This window comes from Acinetobacter sp. LT1, from assembly GCF_059800965.1.
The window spans coordinates 70,192-91,844 of record NZ_JBBAXE010000002.1 but is presented as its reverse complement, the minus strand read 5'-3'; the positions used below and the strand labels follow the sequence as shown (position 1 = coordinate 91,844).

Sequence of the window (21,653 nt, the reverse complement as noted above, 5' to 3'; positions counted from 1 at the left end):
CACCTTATTATTTTAAAGTATTATCCTCTAACGATACATGTCTCTACTAGGCTACACAAGGTTTGAGTGCGAACAGCGATTAGCTTATTAATGAGAAATACTATTTAGCGACTACAGTTAGCTCAGTGTATATTATGCGACTCGGCTTCTGGTTTATCTAATTCTCATATGAAAAACGCATTTTCTGACAGCAATCAAATTAGAAAAGTGTCTAGTTTCTCTGAACTTGTAAATACACATTTTCAAGGAGAGACAAATGCGATTTGTTGGCACAGAAATTTGGTGGGCGACTTTAAAGAAATTGTGAATAAACTTCAGTTAAAAGAAAATATTACAGAAGTTTCTGTTGAAGACTTGTTAGCCCTACAACTTTCAGAAAAAGGCAATTTGGCGAGAGCAACTATTTTAGAAGATATCGAGCTGTTAAGTGATTTTGGCGCATCACCTGTACTTAATTTGCTTAAAAACTATGAACGCGATGAAGAGCTAGATTTCATTTCAACAGATGTATATTCATTTCATGTTGACCGCTCCCCCATTGAAACCGATACATTCTTATGTACCTATCACGGCGCTGCCAGTGATATTGTGCCCAATGATCAAGTTGAACAAAAAGTTTTAATTCCAGAAATTAGAGAAAGGCTCAAAGAGTTACATGACGGTTCTGATGCTGACTTTGAAGCTTTTTTGGCAGAGTATTTTTTTGATTTGCATTATCAGCCTAAACCCGATGCTCAACCTGTAAATTTAGGCACGGGACATATTTGGCGTTTAGCAGTAGATCATCCCACTCAAAAGGTTTTACCTTGTGTTCATCGAGCTCCAGTTGAAAAAGATGGCGAGTATCGATTGCTGTTGATTTGTTAAATATATTGCCACTCCATGACTGGAATAGCTTGAAATCATTTTTATCAAATAAAAACTGGTTTACCTAATCTCTTAAGATATTCCGAAAACGGATCAAATAAATTCGGATATCTACCAAAGCAAAAATAATGAAAAATATGATTTAAAGTAGTTGACCCTCACGTAACGTAAGCCCCTAGCATAAAACACGCCTAAGGAAGAAGGAGCTAAAAAGATGCTGTTAAAAGTTGGTGAATTGGCTAAGCAAACAGGACTTACTGTCCGTGCTCTTCATCACTATGACGATATCGGTTTACTTCAGCCTTCGGTCCGTTCCGATGCTGGTTATCGACTATACACCCGTAAAGACATTACTCGTTTGCATCAGATTCAAGCATTACGAGGACTGGGAATGTCGTTAGCCGAAATCCATACGGTTCTTGAAGACCCCAATCTTGCACTTTTACCGATTATTGATCAGCAGATTCAAGCAATTGATCAAAGGCTGACAGAGCAAAAGAAATTGCGAAATCAGCTCAGCAAACTTAAATCTCAGATCATAAGTGGTGAAGAGCTTGGTTTGGAGGATTGGCTAAAAACACTGGAGCTTATAGCGATGTTTGAAAAATACTTTACAAAAGAAGAGCTTGAAAAACTGACTTTCTTACAAGCAGGCACTAAAAGCCACCAAGAATGGCAAGAGTTAACTCAAGCAGCAAATGCACTATTTAATGCTGGTGAACCATCTAACAGTGAAGCAGCTCAAGACCTAGCTCGAAAGTGGATGAAAACTCTTGAGCACAATACGCGAGCTAACCCAGAATGGTTAGTTAAACTAAATGCCATAAACTCAGCCGCACCTGAATTTCAGGAAAAATTAGGCGTAACGCCAGAAGTTGTTGAGTTTTTACTTAAAGCTTTTTCTGAGAGTAAGCTGAGTATTTTTGCCCGTTATTTATCTGACGATGAGTTTACTTTTCTAAAAGGAAATTACATTCGTGAGATGAAAAAATGGCCTCAATTATTGGTCGATATTGAAAAATTGATTGATGCCGAGGTCACACCAGATAGTGATGGAGCAAAGCGTTTGGCACAACAATGGCTCTCTATGCTACAAGGCTATGCTGGCAAAAATCCAAGTACTCAAGAGAAAATCCGTACAGCAATGCAAAGTGAACCAAGCCTTGCTGACGGTACTTGGCTCAAACCAGTGACCCTACAATTTCTGGAAAAAGCAGTAGCAGCACTAATGCGTGGTGCTTAGTTCTATCAAAGCAGTTGGCTACACCATAATTTGGTGTAGCTTTTTAAAATACTCTATCCACCCCTAAAAACAGTTTTTTGATAAATTAGTTTTGATATTTATGATTATTTTTGTTTTCAAAATTAATATATAACATTCACACGAACCCAATCTTCATATTTGGTTGCCTGAACATTCGTACTTGATATGATCGCTCCATGAATAGGAATATTTTCTTTCATCCCTGTCGCGATTCGTGAAGGTATTTTACCTGCCGCTCCTCCCCAAATTTGAGTATGGCCCGCATCTTGATACAGTACATATGCAACAGATGCTGGGCTGTCAGCAGATTTAAGTTCAAAATTATTGTCTGAAGTTACTGCCAATTGATAAGGTGTATTTTTGCTGCATTGCACAGTTACATCCGTTCTTGCAGTAGGAACTGGCTGAGCACGTTCAACCGAACCAAAATCTAAGTTTCCTTGTGTGGAAACTTCACAAGTTTCTAGAATGGTTAAACTGACCCTTAACGATGTAGATGCATTTCCAGCATCTGCACTATTTATTGTCAACATTCCCATCAGAGAAAATAAAGCATGTCTAATGACTTTCATTTCTTCTCTCCTTAACTTTTTGTTCTAATGTCTATTCATCTTTATATTGTGTTTTTTCTGTTCCTATTAAAGAAACAGCTTTCAGGATTGTTTAGTTATAAGACTTAATATTGCACAGTGTCAATCTATACTAATCACATGATTTGCATATTATTTTTATTATTTGTGATGAGTTACACGCAATCTAACTAATTTAAAAAGTAGTGGATGTTTTTTATTTCTCCTAAGCATAAAATTTGTCATTATTTATCAAACTGTATGTAGTTTAATCACCCCACTACTTCTAAAAATTATCAATAATTTATAACTTGGTTTTAAACCCTGCTTAATCATTCTGTCCATTCTCGCAATTGCATAAAAAAACTGATCAAAATAATATCCAAACATATAGATTATAACTTTACATATTGTTTAGCTTATAGATTCAATACTAAGAAAATTGTGAAGTTAAATTTAAAATGAATAATTCTGTCCTTTGAAACCATTTATTTTTAATTCGAGAAAACATTGATATGAAAAAATATTTACTCTTACTTTTACTTAGCTTTTATTCAGTTCATTCATTTGCATCGGACAAATTACATGGCAGTGTTTGGAAAACCATTGATGATGCAACCAATCAACCTCGAGCGCTGGTAAGATTTAACCAAGATAAAAATGGCAACCTCTCTGCAAACATCGAAAAAATACTTGTTCCAAGTGAAGCCAACAAATGTACGATGTGTGAAGGTACTTATAAAAATAAATCTTTGATTGGTTTAACCATCGTCAAAAATTTAAAAAGTGTTGGTCAAAATAAATATGACAAAGGATCTATTCTCGACCCACAGTCAGATAAGACCTATCGCTTTAGCCTAACAGTATCACCTGATGGTGAAAAACTTACCGCGCGTGGATACATTGGTATCTCTGCGATTGGCCGAAATCAAACATGGTATCGAGTTAAATAGCTTATGAACTAGTAGTAACCAACTCTTTGTAGCTACTCACCGATCATAATTACAATCAATATGTGCGTGATGTATGTAATAGTTTTTATGATCGGTACTTAGCTTGAATCATCAGCATAATAATGACGAGGAGCGAAGGTATTGCAGCAATCACGAATAAATGGGTAATGACCAGAAATTGGGAAAGGTAGCCACCAAATAACGGTCCAATGACCGAACCCAAACGGGCAATTCCGATACTCCAACCCACCCCTGTAGTACGAAGTGAAACTGGGTAATAACTAGCAGACAATGCATTAATGGCAGGTTGTCCGCCAACAATTGCAAAGCCAGCAATAAAAATGATAATAAATAATAAAACAATATGGCTAACAGCATAGCCAATTAAAGCAACACTAATCACTGCTACCAAAAAAACAGGAATTAATACTTTATAAAATCCTGTCTTATCGATTTTAAGGCCCATCACAACACTACCAACCGTACCGCCTAATTGTAGAGTTGAACCGATCATCAATGCCTGATTTAGTGAGAGCCCTGACTCTTTGGCCAAAGTCGGTAGCCAGTTCGCCAGAAAATATAGACTGATCATATTTAAGATACTGATGATCCAGATGGAATAGGTAAAAAATGCACGCTGATTTTTAAACAACTCAAGCGGCGACTTTTTAACCTCAACTTCAGTGTTATTAATAATTTTTATTTCCGAATTAAATGTTAATGCAGGATAAAACTTTTTTAACCAAAACAAAATTTTAGGATTATTTTTATGATCTTCACTCAAAAAATATAAAGATTCTGGCAGCTTAAAGTATGTGATAAAGAAAATAATTAAAGGAACAATACCGCCAAAATAGAAAATCGCCTGCCAACCTCCCCAAGGAACTAATAAGGCGGATATTCCGCCACCCAACATTGCCCCTACCGTATAGCCACAAGAAATGACCATCATGGTGAAAATACGAGATTTGAATGGAACAATTTCGGAGCTATAAGCCATAACATTTGGCATGATCCCTCCTAAAAAAATTCCTGTAACAAAGCGGATTGCAGTCAATTGCTCAATATTGCCTACATGTGGTGTCACCAGCATCAATACCGAAAACATAAAAGTCGAGATCAGTAAGATGGGACGGCGGCCAAAACGATCAGAGAGTGAACTTAATAAAAATGATCCAACAAACAAACCAAATAAGCTGGCGCTAAACACAATGCCTAGCATGGATTTTTGAACGCCCCATTCTTCTATAATCATTGGGGCCGCGTAAGCCATAGACTGGATGTCATAGCCATCCATAATCATGAGTAATAAACAGGTGATCAGAATAAATTTTTGATAACGTCCAACTTTCTGCTGATTGATCAAATCACTTAATGCAACTTCTTTCATGGTATTCCCTTCTCCATGACATGCTTTAAATTAATTCATTTTAATTATGCAATACGTAATCAATTTACGATTAACGTAAAATAAAATAGCAACAATATGCCAATAAAGTCAAAATATTATTTTTTACAATATAAACAAAAAGTTAGATCGGATGATTTGATTCTAGCTGAGTAATGAACTCACCTTATTGCACAGGGTCTATGGTCTGCTCATCTAACAAAAAACAAGCAAACCATACATCCTATTATTTAAATTATTTTTAGATTCAAGCAGATGATTTAAAAAATAATCGAGAATCTTTTCCCTCTCAGCCGCCTGATCTGAGCTAAATAATTCCCCTCAATCAGCATTCTTCTTTTCATTATCTCTATTTGACCCAGCAGAAGAGCCCAAAGCCATACTTGAGAATACGCCATCGCGATAAATCCATGCATGTAATAACGCAGCAGACAGATGACCAATAACCACAGCAAATAGTAGCCAAGCCAAAATTCCATGTAGAGTACGGAACCAAGCGTAAAGCGTAGAGCTGGTGGGTGCTATAGGTGGAAGATCCCAACCCGGAAATAGAGTTACAGGCCAATTACCTGCTGATAGCGTTGCCCATCCGAGCAATGGCAAACTAAACATCAAAAGATAGAGCAGCCAATGTGATGCATGGGCCACAAATGCCTGCCAGCGCGGTACAGTCGGCGGCAAAGGTGGAATTGGAAAATAGAGTCGGTTTATTAATCTTATGATGACCAATAATAAGATTGCGATTCCTAAAGGACGATGGATATCGATTAACCACGGACGCCAAGTGATTGAGGTTGTCATTCCCACACCAATAAATAGCATGGCCAAAATCGCTACCGCCATAAGCCAATGTAGTATTCGAGCAGTCAAATTAAAATGACGTGGAGCATTATTGTTAGATTTGTTTTGCATGGCTGATCTCTCCTATTTGCCCACGGCATCCGTTGCTTTGCCAAATCCAATTTCACGTAAGCGAGCATTGTAAGATTGTGAATAGATGCCTGCTCGTGCGGCGAGTACTGGATCATCTGATAACTCAATTCCCGGTGGAACTAGTGTTGGATCAAAGTTAATGTCACGGCAAACGCCATTTACCTGTTCAGTTACATTTTTGGCTTCCAATGTTCCTGCTATCACTTCTTTGCGTTCTTTTGGCCAAGGTTGAGACGGGTCATTCACTGGGTCTCCCGGCTCGGCAAGTTGCAAAACCAAATCCCAATAGAGCGGCCCTTCAGCCAAACGTTTTTTGATGTCTTTAAATAAGAAATCATGGCCAGCTTGATCACGTTGTTCTTTGGTCAGACTAATAAATTTTGAATGAAGACGCATAGACCAACGGACTGGCTGTTCTTGTCCATTAGCGGCTCGCAATATAAAAGCATTTACGACATAAAATTCTGCACCGCTGAAACTACCGGTTAATGGCATCTTTGCCTTTTGCTCAATAGACTTACGTGCTTCTGGATATTCTTTTAAGAAAGCCTCAACTAGGGCTGGATCAGGTTTGCCAGTAGCTGGAACTGGTTTAAATGCTTTTTGCTGCGCCAAAAAACCTTCAGCATTTCGTGTAGGGAAATAGGGAAAGTTGTTTAATTTCATGCGCCATTGTGAATGATCAGCTGCGGAAAGTAATAAAGCCATACTTACTGTTGCTGTCGAATTATCTGCCGCATGCGGGTTACCACTTCCAATAGAAAAACGGCCAATCGCGGGTATATCAGACTTGGCAAATACAGTGGCTTTAGAGATTGCCGCCGCCGCGCCATTACTGTGGTAAGTACCATCAAAACAAATACCCTTACCGTGTGCACGTCGATATCCGGGATCAAATTTACTTAATGAGTCGCCCAAAAAAGTTTTGCTTGTGGTGCGATGTCCAAATAGACCGGCGACCCAAGCAAATGCCAATACTAAGGAGCCCGCGATTACAGCAATACCCACGAATCGCAGCCAATACTTCTTTAGAGTTTTAAAATTCAAATTATTCATTCTTCATCCTGTGTAAATTGTATGGCTGCATCCCTAAAAAAGAGTTTGATCATGTCAAAAGAGACTTACTTACATTGATGGAATCACGTTCAAAATTAGCTCAGTAAATAAAATCCCGAAAATTCTGGATCCAATAGAGATAAGCCTTAATATAATATTTATTTCCCGATCATATAAGGTAAGCACCCACTTACAGGTCCTCATCATCTTTTACGGCTGATAATAGTTTTTAGATTTTTTAAACATAATCAAGCAACTGTTCTCATAAACAGCTGCTTGAGATTTTTCATTTATAAATAAAAATTAGCGCTTCTCATCATGAAGTAGCCAAACTTTTTTCATTTTTTTTATAATCGTCAGAATCAAAATAGCTCCTAATCATATTGGCACTTTCTTCTGACTTTCTTTTTTCTTCTTCTAAATCAACTTTAACTTCTTGTCTGGTTTCATATTCAGCAGGAACCAAGCTAGTGAGTGGTGGAAGCTTAGGTCTACCTCCAACTGTAATTTTTTCAATAAAGCTGGCTAACCACATAATGTATTCAAGCTTATTTTTATATTTGGGCATTAAACTGATATCTAACTTAACTAAGCATTGATCGGGCGGTTTGTTTAAACACGCTTCGAAATCAAAGTAATTACTTTTTAGTTTACATGAAGAACCCTTTAGTTCTTTTCTTATCGCACTCACTAAGTTATTGAGTTGTTCAATAGTGCTTTCAGAAAATAAATTTTTTTTCTCGAATTCTTCGTAAACCTTTTCGGCGATAGCTATAAATTTTGTCATCCCTATTTCCTTTTATTATAGGCATTCTTATATCTTTTGCCTTTTAAGAAATTATGATGAATTAATCATTACAAAATGTAAGGGATTTAGGTGATTAAGTAATTAATAGGAACCTTTTGCAATCTATTACCCCAAACCGTCCGCAGGGATAAAAATTAATGGCGAATAGACCACAAAAAATAAAGATTAATTCGTCTCTGTTAGACATAAATTATATAAAAATCTATCACCTTTTCTCGATCGATTGCCCCATCTGAACTTAAAAGCTGAATAACTGCACCCTCAATCATATATAAAAATAGCTTAGCGTCTTGAAAAGTTGCATCTTTTTTAAGTGCTCGAAGTTGACTATAGATTTCATTGATGAGCCACGTTCTATATCTCACCGCTGTTTGATAGGCTTTTGGATAGGTCAGCTTTGTTTCAAACATGGCTTTAAACAATAAATAGTACAGTCCCTCTAAATCGGTATGTAAAAGATAAAGTTTCTTAAGTTTTTCCTTCACGCTTGAGCCTTGGTCGTACTCAACAATTGAAACCACTTTTTCTTTTAAACGTTCTTTTTGTACGATCAGACAAATTTCAATAAACCGCTCTTTTGAATGAAAAAAATTATAAAAAGTTGCTTTTGTAATTTTTGACTCTTTCACAATTCTGTCGACCCCAACCGTATGAAAGCCGTGATGCTGAAATAAATCAATCGCCGTATTAATGACTTGAATAGCACGTGTTGAGAGAACTAACTTTGGCATAGTTTTACCGTTATAAAAATTTTTGTTGTCTATAAATGAGATAAAAAACCTGTGCCCTTTCTGGGAGAAAAAAAAGGCACAGCAAAGCCGTAAAGACTGTGCTTGGCACATCTCAAGTTTTATTGTTGATTAAGTTTTTTGGTCGTGACGATTTAAAGCTTGAAAACTATAGGGCAATCAAACTGCTTTAAACGTTTAAGCTGTGTTGTAATAGCTTATGGCAAGGGCTGCCAAGAAATAATGGATGTGCAAAGCCAACTCCTTTTTATTGGGAGTTCTGCCAGAGCATTAATTAAGAATTATGGTGGCAGAACGGAAAAGGGTTGACGGACTGGTCATAGAGCCAGCACACCCGAAGGTGTCCCCCTCCCGTTCCACCGTAGAGGGGGCACGAGGGGCTAGACACTAAAGATATAAAACCTTTAATGCTTCTATGATACGGTCCGTCAAAACCGACTGGCGATGTAGGCCAGCAGGCAAAGGATAGTGTCCAACCCTTTTGCAGTCAAGCACACAAAATGCCATTTGTTTTAAAATAGATCATTAAAAAAGTAAGGCTAAATAATGAATAAGTTATTGTTAAATTGGAATTGAAAATTAAAGTGAATATTTGAACTTAGGCTTTAATAAATAACTGTTAGATTCCTTTTAATTAGGAGTTCTGCCAAGACATCAAAGTTATGGTGGCAAAACGAAAGAGGGTTAGCAGACTGGTGAAAGATATAACCAGCACACCCGAAGGTGTCCCTCTCCCGTCCTACCATTACGGAAAGAGACAAGGAGCTTATATATCTATGTTTACTTATTCAATGTTATTTAACTCCATTAAGGTCTATAGCAAACTTGCCACTTATTAACGTTATGTTATAACATAACATTAATATCACAGTATAAGCCGCTAATAAATGAACCTTGTTCTCCCAGATATATCTGCCGAGCCAACTTTACCAAATGCCTATAGCCACCGCCTTGATTGGGTTGGCATGGAAAACATTGCATTACCAGTTCGAATTGAAAATACCTTATGCCCAAGCCACATAAATGCTTATGTCAGTCTGGATGACCCTTTAGCAAAAGGCATTCATATGTCGCGTCTATACACACGACTTTTAGAGTTAACATCACTCGAAAATATAAATATGCCTGATTTAAAATTAGTTTTAGAAGACTTTTTAGACAGCCATCAAGATTTATCGCAGCATGCCAAAATTGAAATTCACAGTAAACTTTATATCGAGCGACCAGCCTTAGTCAGCAAGCTTTCAGGGTGGAAAAGCTATCCTTTTGTTTTGTCAGGCCAACTTTATAATGATCAATTTGAGGCAGAATTAAAAGTCGAGATCCCCTATTCTTCAACCTGCCCATGCTCTGCGGCACTTTCAAGAAATATTATTCAACAACGGTTTGAGTCGGCTTTACAAAACCAAGAAATTCGACTTGACCAACAAGACATTATGAACTGGTTAAATACCACAGATGCAATTGCAGCAACGCCCCATAGCCAAAGAAGTTTTGCCCTCCTTCAATTTAAATTAGATCAAAATCTTCAAAACATTCCTCTCATTGAATTTATAAACCGAGCTGAACTGGCATTAATGACTCCTGTGCAAACGGCGGTGAAACGTATTGATGAACAGGCTTTTGCCGTTGCCAACGGTCAAAATCTAATGTTTTGCGAAGATGCTTTAAGACGTCTTTATGGCTCGTTTATACATCACAAAAATATTCATGGTTTCAAATTTAAAGTGACTCATGCAGAAAGTTTACATGCACATGATGCTGTGGCCCAAGGGACATGGCAGTGGTAACTCTAGGTCACTCATTTAATTCAATTTAAGTAAATATATTTAAACGGTTATCCAATGCTACGTAAAAATCCATCTGGTCATCTCCCTGTGATTGATCAATCAGCTTATGTCGATCAGACCGCTATTATTTGCGGCAAAGTCATTGTTCATGAAAATGTGTTTATTGGTCCTTATGCGGTAATTCGTGCCGATGAAACCGACGAAAATGGAGAGATGGAACCTATTATTATTGGAGCAAATTCCAACATACAAGATGGTGTTGTGATTCATTCCAAAGCTGGTGCATCAGTTGTAATTGGTGAAAATACATCAATTGCCCATCGCTCCATTATTCATGGGCCTTGTGAAATTGGTGACCATGTTTTTGTAGGTTTTAACAGTGTCATATTTAACTGTAAGGTCGGCAATCACAGCGCTATCCGTCACAACGCAGTGGTCGACGGGCGTGATTTACCGAACCACTTTTATGTCCCTGCAATGAGCTACATCAATTCTAAAACTGACTTAAACCAATATCCTCCGGTTGATATTTCTATCAGTGAATTTTCAGAGAGTGTCGTCTCAACAAATATTGAATTAGTCAAAGGCTATAAGGCATTGCACAATGAGTTTTAAACCCTATTCTAAAATTATTATCCGTGATGCCAATTTAGTGAATGAGGGAAAACAGCAATTTGTAGATGTGCTCATTCAAGATGGTCGAATCGAAAAAATTGCTCCATCAATTTCTCATGTTGTTAATGCTAAAACCATTCATGCAAACGGGAATTGGTTAATTCCCGGAATGATCGATGATCAAGTTCATTTTAGAGATCCGGGTTTGCCACATAAAGGCAGTATTGCATCAGAATCTATGGCAGCGGTCATTGGGGGTATTACAAGTTATATGGATATGCCAAACACCAATCCCCCAACCCTATCTTTAGATGCCTTAATGCAAAAAAAGCAAATTGCCGCCCAATATAGCATGGCAAATTATGCTTTTCATTTTGGCGTAAGTTCCCAAAATTTAGAGATTATTGAACAGCTTAATCCCAAGCTGATTAGTGGTGTAAAAGTTTTTATGGGGGCATCTACGGGGAATATGTTAGTTGATGAACCACAAGTGCTTGAGCGTTTATTTGCTAATGTCCCGACTATTCTTTTAACGCATTGCGAATATACCCCTCGCATTAAAGAAAGAGAAAATTTATATTTCGGGAAATATGGTGAATATATTCCAGCACATATTCACCCTAAAATTCGGGATAAACAAGCATGCTTTGAGAGTTCACGTTTAGCGGTGTCTTTAGCGGAAAAATATGGGACCCAACTGCATGTTTTACATATAAGTACAGCCAAAGAATTGTGTTTGTTTAAAGATTTACCTTTAAATCTAAAGCATATTTCTGCTGAAGTATGTATTCACCATCTTAGTTTTGATGAATCAGACTATGCTGCGCTTGGACATTTAATAAAATGTAATCCAGCCATTAAAACTCAACAAGACAAAGATGCACTCATCACTGCGATTGCTCAGTCCAATCGCTTAGATATTATTGGTACAGACCATGCGCCGCATACATGGGACGAAAAACAACAATCTTATTTAAAAGCACCCGCTGGCCTGCCTTTGGTTCAACATGCTGTTCCAGCACTCATGGAACTTGTGGCAGATAAAAAAATAAGTATAGAAACAATGGTTAAGAAAACATCACACCAAGTCGCTGATTTATTTAAACTCAAAAATCGTGGATATATCCGTGAAGGTTATTGGGCAGATTTGGTTCTACTTAAAGAAAATAAAGAAGCTATTGCAGTTAAAGATCAAAAAAACTATATGCGATGTAACTGGACGCCATTTCAAAATAAAACCTTCCGCTATGACGTCGATACAACTATTGTGTCAGGGCAATTGGCTTGGCATCAAAATCAGTTATTTTTAAGCTGTCGAGGCAAAGCATTAGACATAGACAGATAACCCAGATAAAAGCAGTCGAGCGGTGATAAGTTTTGAGCTGAATATACACAGATGTTGTGTATATTGCCGCTTTGAACCAAGAAAATAATTTGCGCTTAAACTTATTTTTTCACAGGCAGTAGTAAAACGGGGTCTTCAATATCGTAACCAGTTTCTTCTGGAACCCCCAGATATTTAACTACAACTAGTCTCTTATTGTGTGTAGGCACCTTATAATTTTGGGAAATTTTTATTGCTTTGGTGTAATGAACCGCAACATGGGTCTTACTTTGTAAAGACGGCGATTTTACAACATAGTCTGTTTTATATTGCGTGATCTTTCCTGAAGGATCAAACCAAGACGATACTTGATTCTGATGAGTTTTTATTGTTTGAATTTTTACGGTCTTACTATTACTTACGATCAAAGGGACTAAATTCTTTTTAATTTTATTTAGAGCCTTATCAAATGCTCTACTATCTTGATCATAATCAATCTTATGTGTTTTTGGATTGATATAGAGCGATTTAACTTCAATCAGCTTATCAGGCGATTTACTATTTAATAGATAATAATAGAGTTGTGGTAGACGCCCTCGACCATCTTCATAATGTCTTAATACATAAAGTTTCTTCTCTTTTTGCTGATAGCCCAACACTTCAATTTTTTGTCCACCGCCCACTGTCGCATAACTATGTGCGGATAAAGTAAGAATGGTGCTAAAAGTTAGAAATTTTAGAAATTTCATGAGTTCATATCCTTGTGATCTGGTAACTATATTGTATAAATATCAATCAGATTAAAATGATACTTGAGTAAGTGTTACTTACTGTTTTTATATTCTTTTTGTACAGAGGCAGCCTTTTTAAGGGGACTCTATTTATTATTTATCCCCCTTCAAAACGACTCATCCAGCTTTTAGAGATGCGGCATCATAGATGAGTAGGCTTTGCAGTATTACGTTTATAAGAAAAATAAGAACATCCCGCACACGATGCCATAATAATTATTATTCCAATGATCTGAAAATGATTTAATCGTTCATCTAAAATCAGCCATCCAGCCAAAGCACTTACCGCGGGTGATGCACTCAATAAAATTCCAAAAACGCGTGGATGCAGTTTTTTCATCGCAATCATATCTAATATGAAAGGAATCGCACTTGCTAGCATCGCCATGAGTAAACATGTCAAAAGAATCGTATAACTATCAAAAATATGGATAATGTGAGAAGCCCCTAATGGTGTTGCAAACAGAGCTGCTAAGAACATTCCAGTCGCAACAGAACTTCCACCACCTTTTGCAACTTTAGAGCCGTAAATAATATATAGCCCCCAACCTACTGCCGCTACTAAAGCATACGTCATACCGATAAAGCTAAAGTTATTATTTGAATTACCCATGGGTAAAAGAAGCAAACCAATAAGAGATAATGCTCCCCAAAAATAATCTAATTTATTTTTAGACATTAAAATAGCAACCGTAAGCGGTCCCAACACTTCAATGGAAATCGCGATCCCCACAGACATATAAGAAAATGCTTTATAAATTAAAGTATTCATTAAAGTGAGGATGGCCCCATAAATAATGAGATTTTTCCAATTGGTCTGTCTGTTCCAGTCTCTCCAAGGTTTATAAACAATCCACAAGAAACATGCTGCTAAAGCAAGTCGAGTTAAGGTCACTCCTTCTGCACTCAGAATTGGAAAAAGGGCTTTTCCTATTGATGCTCCTATTTGCACAGAAACTAAAGATAGAAATGCGGCTGCAAATGCCATGCCTTGCTTGGAGTTTGTCTCAATCATCATATTTACCGCTCTGGGAATGATTGAAATTTTAATTCTATATAATCAATATATTTCTTCTATTTCCCTCAATAAAACGATTAAATAACTCTATATTTAAAGCTTAATGAGAGATTTACTCATGTCAGATATTTCTTTAGATAATTTTGACTACGCAATCTTAAGAATACTGCAAAAAGACAATAAGACTTCTCATCGAGAAATTTCTGAAAAAATTGGTCTATCGTCCGCTTCCGTACAAAGACGTATATCTCGTATGGAAGAAAAGGAAATAATTTTAAAAAATTGCGCTATTTTAAATCCGCTTAAATTTGGTGAAAAAATTACGTCTATTATTGAAGTCCGCCTTAGCGAAGACCGCTCTGTAGTGATGGATAGAGCGAAGCAATACTTTGCTTCTGTTGAAGAAATTCAACAGTGTTACTTTGTGAATGGTGGTGTCTCTTTTATCATTATTATGTTGAGCAACAACTTATCTCATTTTGAAAGCTTAGTTAGAAAACATTTTGCTGATAATGAAGATGTAAAAACATATCGAACCTTAATTGTTTTAGACCGTGTAAAAGTAACCTTTGAGTTAAATATTTAAACTTTTCAATTTTGGCTTTAAACGTTTCAATCATTTTATAAAGTTTAGAAAAGAGGCCGAAGCCTCTTTATTTTTAACCCATTTAAAATTAGTCATCAATCATGGCGAACTCTTGCTCAGGCGTACCTTTCACCAAATGATGACGGCTATATAACAAGTAATAGAGTATAAATCCGACATAAATCAGCGCAGCCAATAACCAAACTTTTGGATTCACCATTAACCCTGCCACTACAGCAACAGCAGCAAGAATCAAGGCAATACAAGACGTCCACATTCCACCAGGCGTTTTATACGGGCGTGGTAATTCAGGACGAGATAAACGCAACTTAATATGTGAGAGCATCATCAACACATAAGAAATTGTTGCACCGAATACAGCCATTAAAATGAGCAAGTCACCCTCACCTGTTAAAGAGAGTAAAAAGCCAATAATTCCGGGAATAATAATGGCCCAATACGGCGCCTTATTTTCATTGGTAAGCGATAAGTTTTTTGGCAAATATCCCGCACGTGACAATGCAAAAATCTGACGCGAATATGCATAAATAATTGAGAAGAAACTTGCGACAAGTCCAGCAAGACCTACAAAGTTAACAAAGCTCGCTAACCATGTGTGCTGACCATACACAGCAATGAGTGCATCAACTAAAGGTGCTCCCGAATTTTTTAAAGCATTTGAACCCGCAGCGCCTGCACCTAAAAATAAGATTAAAAGTGCAAACGATGCCAATATTAACATTGAACCAATCAAACCTCGTGGCAATGAACGTACTGGATCTTTTGCTTCTTCGGCAGCTAGTGGTACCCCTTCAACTGCAAGAAAAAACCAGATGGCATAAGGTACTGCAGCCCATATTCCCATATAGCCAAATGGTAAAAAGCTACTTGCACCTGCATGAGAACTGACTGGAATATCAAATAAACGCGCACTGTCAAAATGTGGAAGCATCGCAACAATGAATACGACCAGTGCAATACAAGCAACGGCGGTAATTCCAAACATGATTTTAAGTGCTTCACCTGCACCTTTGAGATGAATACCCATAAAAACTAAATAGCAAATTAAATAAACGGCCCAACCGCCAATTCCAAAGAGTGATTCGCAATATGAACCGATAAATACGGCAATGGCAGCAGGTGCAATTGCATATTCAATTAAAATCGCAGTCCCTGTGAGGTAGCCTCCAAAAGGACCAAATGCAACGCGGGCAAAACTATAACCACCGCCAGCAGTGGGCAACATCGTTGACATCTCAGACATTACAAAGCTCATGCAGAGATACATAAACGCGACGATGACTGTTGCAATAAAGAGTCCTCCCCAGCCGCCTTGTGCCAGTCCAAAATTCCAACCCGCAAAGTCACCCGAAATGACGTAAGAAACACCTAGCCCCACTAAAAGTAACCAACCTACTGCCCCCTTTTTCAACTGACGTTTTGCAAAATACTCTGCGTCCTGTTGTAGAGCACCAACATCTACGCTTAATTCAGACTCTTTCATTGTCGTATTGCCTTATCGACTAAATTTACACCACCAATAGTTGCGCAAAAGATATTCATAAAACTTGACAGCAAAACATCTCCCCGACCACTTGAAGTCAAGTTGATTCATTTTTTCTTTTATAAGATCGACGGCATCTCAACACAGAACGTGTTTAAAAATTAAATTGAGGAGTTGGGTTATGTCTGTAGAACAAAATGAATTTTTAAGCCAAGTTCAATTACAAATACTGGCAGAACAAGCAATTAAGCAATATCCATCAGACTATCAAGGACAGGTCAAACTGCTATGTCAGTCTGAAAATGCAACCTTTCAGATTTCGACTGGATCTGCCCGATATGCACTTCGAATTCACCGCCCCAACTACCACAGCAAACTCGATATACAAAGTGAGCTTGAATGGTTAGATGCCTTAAATGCGAGTGGTATTCAAGTTCCTGTTGCGATTGCAGATCAATCTGGTGAGCGCGTCATCACTTTAAAACTATCGAATGATATTTATCGTTATGCGGTACTTTTCAACTGGGTGGAGGGCGATATGCCAACTGTTGAAGTTGACCCCACTGCATTTGAGCAACTAGGACAAATTACTGCAAAGCTGCACGTACATAGTAAGACATGGCAAGCGCCTGAAAACTTTCAACGTATTGTGTGGAATCATGAAACCATGATCGGTGCAGATGGACACTGGGGAAACTGGAAAAATGCACCTCATTTAAGACCTCAAGATCACGGCGTAATTGAAGAAGCGATTGCACAGATTTCGAAAGATTTAAATTTCTTTGGTAAAACCCAAGAACGTTATGGCCTGATTCATGCCGATTTGCGTTTAACCAATCTATTACTACAACAAGAACATATTGGTGTGATCGATTTTGATGACTGCGGCATGAGCTGGTTTATGCATGACCTCGCTGCTGCAATTAGCTTCAATGAACATTATGCAAATGCACCTCATTGGGTTGATTACTGGTTAAAAGGCTACGAGCGCGTAGGTCATATTAAGTCTGAAGAATATGAAATGATCCCGACTTTTATCATGCAACGCCGCATTCAAATGATGGCTTGGAATGTTTCTCACGCACAAACAGAAATGGCTCAAAGTCTTGGTGATCAATGGTCCAATGAAACTGTGCGTCTTTGTAAAAAATATCTAAACGGTCAAATGCCTGTCGGAATTTGAAAAGTGATTTAGATCGCTTTTCTTCATTTTCAATTTTTAGTTTTTAAATTTTATAGAATTTAAAGGAAGGGTTTATGCAAGCTACCCATCAACTGAGCAAAGTTGCCAAAACACTATTACTCACCAGTAGTCTGGCAAGTATGATTGCTCTAAGCGCATGTAACTACAACCCTCTACAAAGCACATCTCCCGCAGTCACTATTCCCAAAAAGGAATATATCCAAAAAGGTCAATGGGACGCTTTTAACTTTGACCAACTTAACCAATTGATTGCTACTTATGGAAAAGATAGCCCTAACTATAACCCTGAAAAACGCCCATATATTGTCACTGACTTTGACAATACTTCGGTATTTTTAGACATCGAAGAAGCAACTTTAATTTATCAGCTTGAACATTTAGCGTTTAATGTCACGCCAGAACAGCTTAATCAAATTATTCGTAAAGGAATTAGCTCGCAAAATTTTGAAGCGGCCTACAATAACCGGCAAGGTCAAGCGGTAAATATTGATAAAATTGCCCCAGATATTATTGCCAGCTACTCATGGCTTTATCACCACTATAGCGGTCTAAAAGGCAAGCAGAGTCTGGATCAAATTAAGCAAGATCCACATTATCTCGATTTCATTACTAAAATGAGATATCTATATGCAGCGATTGGAGACACGTTTGATCATGAAGTTGCATATCCATGGGTCACTTATTTATTTACTGGGTTTACCGAACAACAAGTTCGTAATTTAGTAAAAGCAACGGTGGCTTGGCAAATGCAGCAACCGATTGGACCTGTAACATGGACTTCCCCAGCAGCGCTTTCAGGTCAAGCAGGCGTTGTGAAAACCACTTGGGAAAATGGTTTAAGACCATACCGTGAAATGCAAAATCTATTTAAGGCCTTTCAGGACAATGGCATTGATGTCTATGTCTGTTCGGCATCTTTTATTGATGTGATTAAGGAAATTATTTCTAATCCAGAGATCGGCTATAACATTAATGAAAAAAATGCCTACGCCATGGAGCTAGAACGAGATGCACAAAATCGAATTTTACCCGAGTTTCGTCATGGCTATGCGCAAACACAAGGTAAAGGCAAAACCGCAACCATCCAGCGTTTTTTAGTCTCTAAATATGGTTATGGGCCAATTTTTATCGCAGGTGACAGTGAGGGCGATCAAAATATGATGCAAGATTTTGCAACGACTCAGAAGGTTCTGATTATCAACCGATTGCGCAGCCCAAGCTCTGATATTGGAAAGTTTTCTCAGCAGGCTGTACAGAGCTATGGTCAAGCCAATCCTAAGTTTTTACTACAGGGCCGCGATGCCAATACAGGTCAATTTAGACCCTCAATGGCCAGTTTAAGTTATGGGGCTCAAACGGCGAAAACTACAAAAAATTAATATTTTCACTTATTTTCTCATGCCTACAATACATGTTGTATGCATGAGAAGCCGCTTAATTTTTTGTTTTAGTTCTGCCCTTTTTGCCTATCTCTAATGCATTTTCTGCCTTCTTTTAGTTCGCTACCCAACCTTAAATACAATGATTGATGTCTTCTTAAAGAGTCAAATCTGAAACTTAAAACAGCAACACATAAACCATTATTTTATAAATAGTTTTAACCAAACAAAATCATGGACGTAAGCAAAAACTGGTATGGCTTTTGCTTAATATAATAATAGTTAGGAATAAATATCATGAGACTTGACATGTTACATCTCAATCCAGCTCATCTTGTCGATTCAAATATGTGTAATCAAGGTGTATTGTCTGCAGCCGCCTCTGGATTAAGCGAATTTATTCATCAAAAAGGTGCAGATGTTGATCGTGTTTTAGGAATTAGTGGTATTAATCCTGAACTTCTAATCAGCCCAACTTTGAGCTTACAACTACCCAATTATTGCAAGGTGCTAGAACAGGCAGCATTGGTTTCAGGTTGTGATAATTTTGGTTTGCATTATGGTCAACAGTTTCAACCGAAATCCTTAGGACTCATTGGGTACATTGGTCTTTGTTCAAACACCTTAGAATCTGCACTCATGAACATGACCAATAACTTTTATTTGCATCAGAAAGATACCCTCAATCGGATGGTCGATTTAGGAGATAGCTGGCGCATAGATTATCAGGTCCAACACGGCGCGATTTTAACTCGCCGCCAAGATGCAGAACTGACCATGGGCATGTTTATGAATGTGATCCGTGAAGTGATGGGCCCTCATTATTCACCACGCGCAATTCACTTTGAGCATACTCGACCTGAATTCTGGCAAGAACATAGCAAATTATTTAACGCGCCTGTTTATTTTGATCAACCATTTAACTCCATCATCATTTCAAAAAAAGACGTCCAGCATACTATGCCGGGGCGTGATTCTATTTTATTAACAGTGATTCTAGATACGTTGCACCTACTCAATCGCGCTTCACCAAGTCAATGTCTTGCTGATCAAGTTCGCTCTCACATCCAACTTGAACTCAGTGAAGGTGAACCAAATCTTGAAAAAATCGCTCATGATATTGGTTTAACGAGTTGCACCCTTACCCGCCGTTTAAAAAATGAAGGATTGACCTTTACCCATTTAGTCGATCAGGTTCGTTGTGAATTGGCCGAACATTATATTAAGCAGAAAAATATTCCAATTTCAGAAATGGCATTCTTATTAGGTTACTCAGAAGTAAGTGCTTTATCTCGTGCATTTAAACGTTGGTTTGGTGTTACCCCACGTCAATTAAGACACTAAAACATCGCAAATACAGGCCTTGAATAAAGGCCTTTTTATTATTTAAGCAAATCGAGATAACTTCTAACGACACATAAGATATGAACAATAAAATACCCTTCAAATTAGATTTAACATCCAACTTGAAGGGTATTTTTTATAGAAGGTCTTACTTTAATTTTGTTAAGGCTTGATCTAAAGCGCCAACTAACCAATCGATATCTTTTGTTTGGAAAGCCAAAGGTGGGCGTAGTTTCAATACGTTGCCATAAGGACCTGCAACTGATGTTAAAACTCGATGAGTATTTCTGAGCTCTTCAATAAGGTTCAAAGCCAATGCTTTATTTGGTTCTTTTGTCGCTCTATCTTTAACTAGTTCAAATCCTATAAATAAACCAGCGCCACGGACATCACCGATCATCTCATGTTTATCCATAAGTTTAGTGAGTTCTTTTAGAAGTAGCCCTCCCACATATTTGCTATGGGTTTGCAATTCTTCTTCCTGAATGACTTTAAGTACAGCCTGTGCCGCTGCCATAGAAACAGGATTACCACCAAAGGTATTAAAATATGGAATTTTATCGCTAAAAGCAGCAAGGACTTCACTCTTGGCTAAAAGCCCTGACACTGGAACACCATTACCCATTGGTTTACCTGTGGTAATGATATCAGGTACAACATTGTGGCGACCAAAGCCCCAGAAAGAATCGCCAGTGCGCGCGAAACCTGGCTGTACTTCATCGGCAATAAAGATACCGCCATTGGCATGCACAACATCAACCGCTTTTTGTAAGAACCCAACAGGATTAGGCATGACCCCATCAGAAGAAAATATTGAGTCCGCTAAAAAACCTGCAAACTTAATACCTTTTGCGTTCATATCGTCAATTTGCTGTTGAATCTGCTGTGCGAACCATTCACCTAAATCATCAGTTTGAATCCGATAATAATCAGGTGCCGGAACTAGGCGAGTTGTAGCATCTAAAGGCTGCTCAGTTCCCAGTGCTGGAGAGCATCCTGAGGTTAAGCTACTGGTTCCATGATACGACTCTTGAGACACAATGATTCCTGTACCGCCGCTATATTCACGGGCAATACGAATCGCTAAATCATTCGCTTCCGAACCTGTACACATATACATGGCACGGTCAATTTCATCGGGAGTGGTTTGTAAGATTTCTTCGGTATAATCCAAAATATTTTCATGTAAATAACGGGTATGCGTATTGAGCATTTTCATTTGCTCATTTACCGCTTCAATCACCGCAGGATGACAATGACCAATACTGGCAACATTGTTGTAAACATCCAGATATTGATGACCTGCTGCATCCCATAAATATTGCCCCTGTCCTTTCACCAGATGCACGGGATTACGATAAAACAAGCGATAGGATTCACCTAAAATTTTATTTCTTTTATCGGTCAGTTTGCGGGTAGCATGGTCCAGCTCAGCAGCATGTTCTGGACGAAAGCTATTGGTATCCATAATGGTTGAACGCGTACCCATGA

General features: G+C 37.9%; 20 protein-coding genes. 10 read left to right on the top strand and 10 right to left on the bottom strand.

Going from position 1 to position 21,653, the window contains the following annotated elements; translation table 11 throughout:
• The first annotated feature begins 168 nt into the window (after window positions 1-168).
• Window positions 169-867 (top strand): DUF1826 domain-containing protein, encoded by a 699-nt coding sequence (locus WBW42_RS02175; RefSeq protein WP_032056532.1) that lies wholly within the window; start codon window positions 169-171, stop codon window positions 865-867.
• A gap of 214 nt (window positions 868-1,081) precedes the next feature.
• Window positions 1,082-2,110, top strand: coding sequence for a MerR family transcriptional regulator (locus tag WBW42_RS02170; RefSeq protein WP_032056534.1), 1,029 nt, complete (start codon window positions 1,082-1,084; stop codon window positions 2,108-2,110).
• A gap of 122 nt (window positions 2,111-2,232) precedes the next feature.
• On the opposite strand, the gene WBW42_RS02165 is transcribed toward WBW42_RS02170, so the two are convergent.
• On the bottom strand, window positions 2,233-2,703 hold the full coding sequence (locus WBW42_RS02165; RefSeq protein ID WP_032056536.1) for a Csu type fimbrial protein: 471 nt from the start codon (window positions 2,701-2,703) through the stop codon (window positions 2,233-2,235).
• A 512-nt stretch (window positions 2,704-3,215) separates the two neighbouring features.
• Here WBW42_RS02165 and WBW42_RS02160 point away from each other — a divergent pair.
• Complete coding sequence (locus WBW42_RS02160; RefSeq protein WP_005076813.1) at window positions 3,216-3,653, top strand: DUF2147 domain-containing protein; 438 nt, start codon at window positions 3,216-3,218, stop codon at window positions 3,651-3,653.
• A gap of 85 nt (window positions 3,654-3,738) precedes the next feature.
• On the opposite strand, the gene WBW42_RS02155 is transcribed toward WBW42_RS02160, so the two are convergent.
• From WBW42_RS02155 to WBW42_RS02135, 5 genes are all read right to left on the bottom strand, one after another.
• Window positions 3,739-5,043, bottom strand: a complete 1,305-nt coding sequence (locus WBW42_RS02155; RefSeq protein ID WP_032056538.1) for an MFS transporter — start codon at window positions 5,041-5,043, stop codon at window positions 3,739-3,741.
• 339 nt (window positions 5,044-5,382) lie between these two features.
• Window positions 5,383-5,973: a cytochrome b gene (locus tag WBW42_RS02150; RefSeq protein ID WP_032056539.1), complete on the bottom strand. Its 591-nt coding sequence runs from the start codon at window positions 5,971-5,973 to the stop codon at window positions 5,383-5,385.
• A 12-nt stretch (window positions 5,974-5,985) separates the two neighbouring features.
• Entirely contained in the window at window positions 5,986-7,050 is a 1,065-nt protein-coding gene (locus WBW42_RS02145) for a catalase family peroxidase (RefSeq protein WP_498478245.1), read from the bottom strand.
• 316 nt (window positions 7,051-7,366) lie between these two features.
• Window positions 7,367-7,837 carry a hypothetical protein gene (locus tag WBW42_RS02140; RefSeq protein WP_032056542.1) on the bottom strand — a complete coding sequence of 157 codons (471 nt, stop codon included), beginning with the start codon at window positions 7,835-7,837 and terminating at the stop codon, window positions 7,367-7,369.
• Window positions 7,838-8,037: 200 nt separating this feature from the next.
• Window positions 8,038-8,589: a TetR/AcrR family transcriptional regulator gene (locus tag WBW42_RS02135; RefSeq protein WP_032056544.1), complete on the bottom strand. Its 552-nt coding sequence runs from the start codon at window positions 8,587-8,589 to the stop codon at window positions 8,038-8,040.
• Between the two features lie 905 nt (window positions 8,590-9,494).
• Between WBW42_RS02135 and folE2 the strand changes: the two genes are divergently transcribed.
• From folE2 to WBW42_RS02120, 3 genes are read left to right on the top strand one after another with little or no spacing between them, the layout of a single operon-like run.
• A complete protein-coding gene (gene folE2, locus WBW42_RS02130) occupies window positions 9,495-10,397 on the top strand; it encodes a GTP cyclohydrolase FolE2 (protein WP_032056546.1) in 903 nt (300 codons plus the stop codon).
• Window positions 10,398-10,451: 54 nt separating this feature from the next.
• Window positions 10,452-11,012 carry a gamma carbonic anhydrase family protein gene (locus WBW42_RS02125; protein ID WP_032056548.1) on the top strand — a complete coding sequence of 187 codons (561 nt, stop codon included), beginning with the start codon at window positions 10,452-10,454 and terminating at the stop codon, window positions 11,010-11,012.
• Window positions 11,002-12,357 carry a dihydroorotase gene (locus WBW42_RS02120; protein WP_032056550.1) on the top strand — a complete coding sequence of 452 codons (1,356 nt, stop codon included), beginning with the start codon at window positions 11,002-11,004 and terminating at the stop codon, window positions 12,355-12,357. The genes WBW42_RS02125 and WBW42_RS02120 overlap by 11 nt, the downstream gene beginning before the upstream one ends.
• 101 nt (window positions 12,358-12,458) lie before the next feature.
• On the opposite strand, the gene WBW42_RS02115 is transcribed toward WBW42_RS02120, so the two are convergent.
• Complete coding sequence (locus WBW42_RS02115) at window positions 12,459-13,085, bottom strand: hypothetical protein (RefSeq protein ID WP_032056551.1); 627 nt, start codon at window positions 13,083-13,085, stop codon at window positions 12,459-12,461.
• A 184-nt stretch (window positions 13,086-13,269) separates the two neighbouring features.
• Window positions 13,270-14,145, bottom strand: a complete 876-nt coding sequence (locus tag WBW42_RS02110) for an EamA family transporter (protein WP_032056553.1) — start codon at window positions 14,143-14,145, stop codon at window positions 13,270-13,272.
• Window positions 14,146-14,263: 118 nt separating this feature from the next.
• Here WBW42_RS02110 and WBW42_RS02105 point away from each other — a divergent pair, with 118 nt between their 5' ends.
• Entirely contained in the window at window positions 14,264-14,731 is a 468-nt protein-coding gene (locus WBW42_RS02105; protein ID WP_032056554.1) for an Lrp/AsnC family transcriptional regulator, read from the top strand.
• Between the two features lie 88 nt (window positions 14,732-14,819).
• Here the strand turns inward: WBW42_RS02105 and eat are convergent, their stop codons facing one another.
• Window positions 14,820-16,235, bottom strand: a complete 1,416-nt coding sequence (eat, locus tag WBW42_RS02100) for an ethanolamine permease (protein WP_032056555.1) — start codon at window positions 16,233-16,235, stop codon at window positions 14,820-14,822.
• Between the two features lie 181 nt (window positions 16,236-16,416).
• Here eat and WBW42_RS02095 point away from each other — a divergent pair, with 181 nt between their 5' ends.
• From WBW42_RS02095 to qhpR, 3 genes are all read left to right on the top strand, one after another.
• Window positions 16,417-17,418 carry a phosphotransferase enzyme family protein gene (locus WBW42_RS02095; RefSeq protein ID WP_284105155.1) on the top strand — a complete coding sequence of 334 codons (1,002 nt, stop codon included), beginning with the start codon at window positions 16,417-16,419 and terminating at the stop codon, window positions 17,416-17,418.
• 74 nt (window positions 17,419-17,492) lie between these two features.
• On the top strand, window positions 17,493-18,818 hold the full coding sequence (locus WBW42_RS02090) for an HAD family hydrolase (protein ID WP_032056557.1): 1,326 nt from the start codon (window positions 17,493-17,495) through the stop codon (window positions 18,816-18,818).
• A gap of 309 nt (window positions 18,819-19,127) precedes the next feature.
• Window positions 19,128-20,162, top strand: a complete 1,035-nt coding sequence (qhpR, locus tag WBW42_RS02085; RefSeq protein ID WP_031944595.1) for an AraC-like transcriptional regulator QhpR — start codon at window positions 19,128-19,130, stop codon at window positions 20,160-20,162.
• 148 nt (window positions 20,163-20,310) lie between these two features.
• On the opposite strand, the gene WBW42_RS02080 is transcribed toward qhpR, so the two are convergent.
• Window positions 20,311-21,651, bottom strand: a complete 1,341-nt coding sequence (locus WBW42_RS02080) for an aspartate aminotransferase family protein (protein ID WP_032056558.1) — start codon at window positions 21,649-21,651, stop codon at window positions 20,311-20,313.
• Between the last annotated feature and the right edge of the window lie 2 nt (window positions 21,652-21,653).

Coding starts and splice junctions, on each gene's coding strand:
- WBW42_RS02175 (WP_032056532.1), top strand. CDS start 169: ATGAAAAACGCATTTTCTGACAGCAATCAAATTAGAAAAGTGTCTAGT.
- WBW42_RS02170 (WP_032056534.1), top strand. CDS start 1,082: ATGCTGTTAAAAGTTGGTGAATTGGCTAAGCAAACAGGACTTACTGTC.
- WBW42_RS02165 (WP_032056536.1), bottom strand. CDS start 2,703: ATGAAAGTCATTAGACATGCTTTATTTTCTCTGATGGGAATGTTGACA.
- WBW42_RS02160 (WP_005076813.1), top strand. CDS start 3,216: ATGAAAAAATATTTACTCTTACTTTTACTTAGCTTTTATTCAGTTCAT.
- WBW42_RS02155 (WP_032056538.1), bottom strand. CDS start 5,043: ATGAAAGAAGTTGCATTAAGTGATTTGATCAATCAGCAGAAAGTTGGA.
- WBW42_RS02150 (WP_032056539.1), bottom strand. CDS start 5,973: ATGCAAAACAAATCTAACAATAATGCTCCACGTCATTTTAATTTGACT.
- WBW42_RS02145 (WP_498478245.1), bottom strand. CDS start 7,050: ATGAATAATTTGAATTTTAAAACTCTAAAGAAGTATTGGCTGCGATTC.
- WBW42_RS02140 (WP_032056542.1), bottom strand. CDS start 7,837: ATGACAAAATTTATAGCTATCGCCGAAAAGGTTTACGAAGAATTCGAG.
- WBW42_RS02135 (WP_032056544.1), bottom strand. CDS start 8,589: ATGCCAAAGTTAGTTCTCTCAACACGTGCTATTCAAGTCATTAATACG.
- folE2 (WP_032056546.1), top strand. CDS start 9,495: ATGAACCTTGTTCTCCCAGATATATCTGCCGAGCCAACTTTACCAAAT.
- WBW42_RS02125 (WP_032056548.1), top strand. CDS start 10,452: ATGCTACGTAAAAATCCATCTGGTCATCTCCCTGTGATTGATCAATCA.
- WBW42_RS02120 (WP_032056550.1), top strand. CDS start 11,002: ATGAGTTTTAAACCCTATTCTAAAATTATTATCCGTGATGCCAATTTA.
- WBW42_RS02115 (WP_032056551.1), bottom strand. CDS start 13,085: ATGAAATTTCTAAAATTTCTAACTTTTAGCACCATTCTTACTTTATCC.
- WBW42_RS02110 (WP_032056553.1), bottom strand. CDS start 14,145: ATGATGATTGAGACAAACTCCAAGCAAGGCATGGCATTTGCAGCCGCA.
- WBW42_RS02105 (WP_032056554.1), top strand. CDS start 14,264: ATGTCAGATATTTCTTTAGATAATTTTGACTACGCAATCTTAAGAATA.
- eat (WP_032056555.1), bottom strand. CDS start 16,235: ATGAAAGAGTCTGAATTAAGCGTAGATGTTGGTGCTCTACAACAGGAC.
- WBW42_RS02095 (WP_284105155.1), top strand. CDS start 16,417: ATGTCTGTAGAACAAAATGAATTTTTAAGCCAAGTTCAATTACAAATA.
- WBW42_RS02090 (WP_032056557.1), top strand. CDS start 17,493: ATGCAAGCTACCCATCAACTGAGCAAAGTTGCCAAAACACTATTACTC.
- qhpR (WP_031944595.1), top strand. CDS start 19,128: ATGTTACATCTCAATCCAGCTCATCTTGTCGATTCAAATATGTGTAAT.
- WBW42_RS02080 (WP_032056558.1), bottom strand. CDS start 21,651: ATGGGTACGCGTTCAACCATTATGGATACCAATAGCTTTCGTCCAGAA.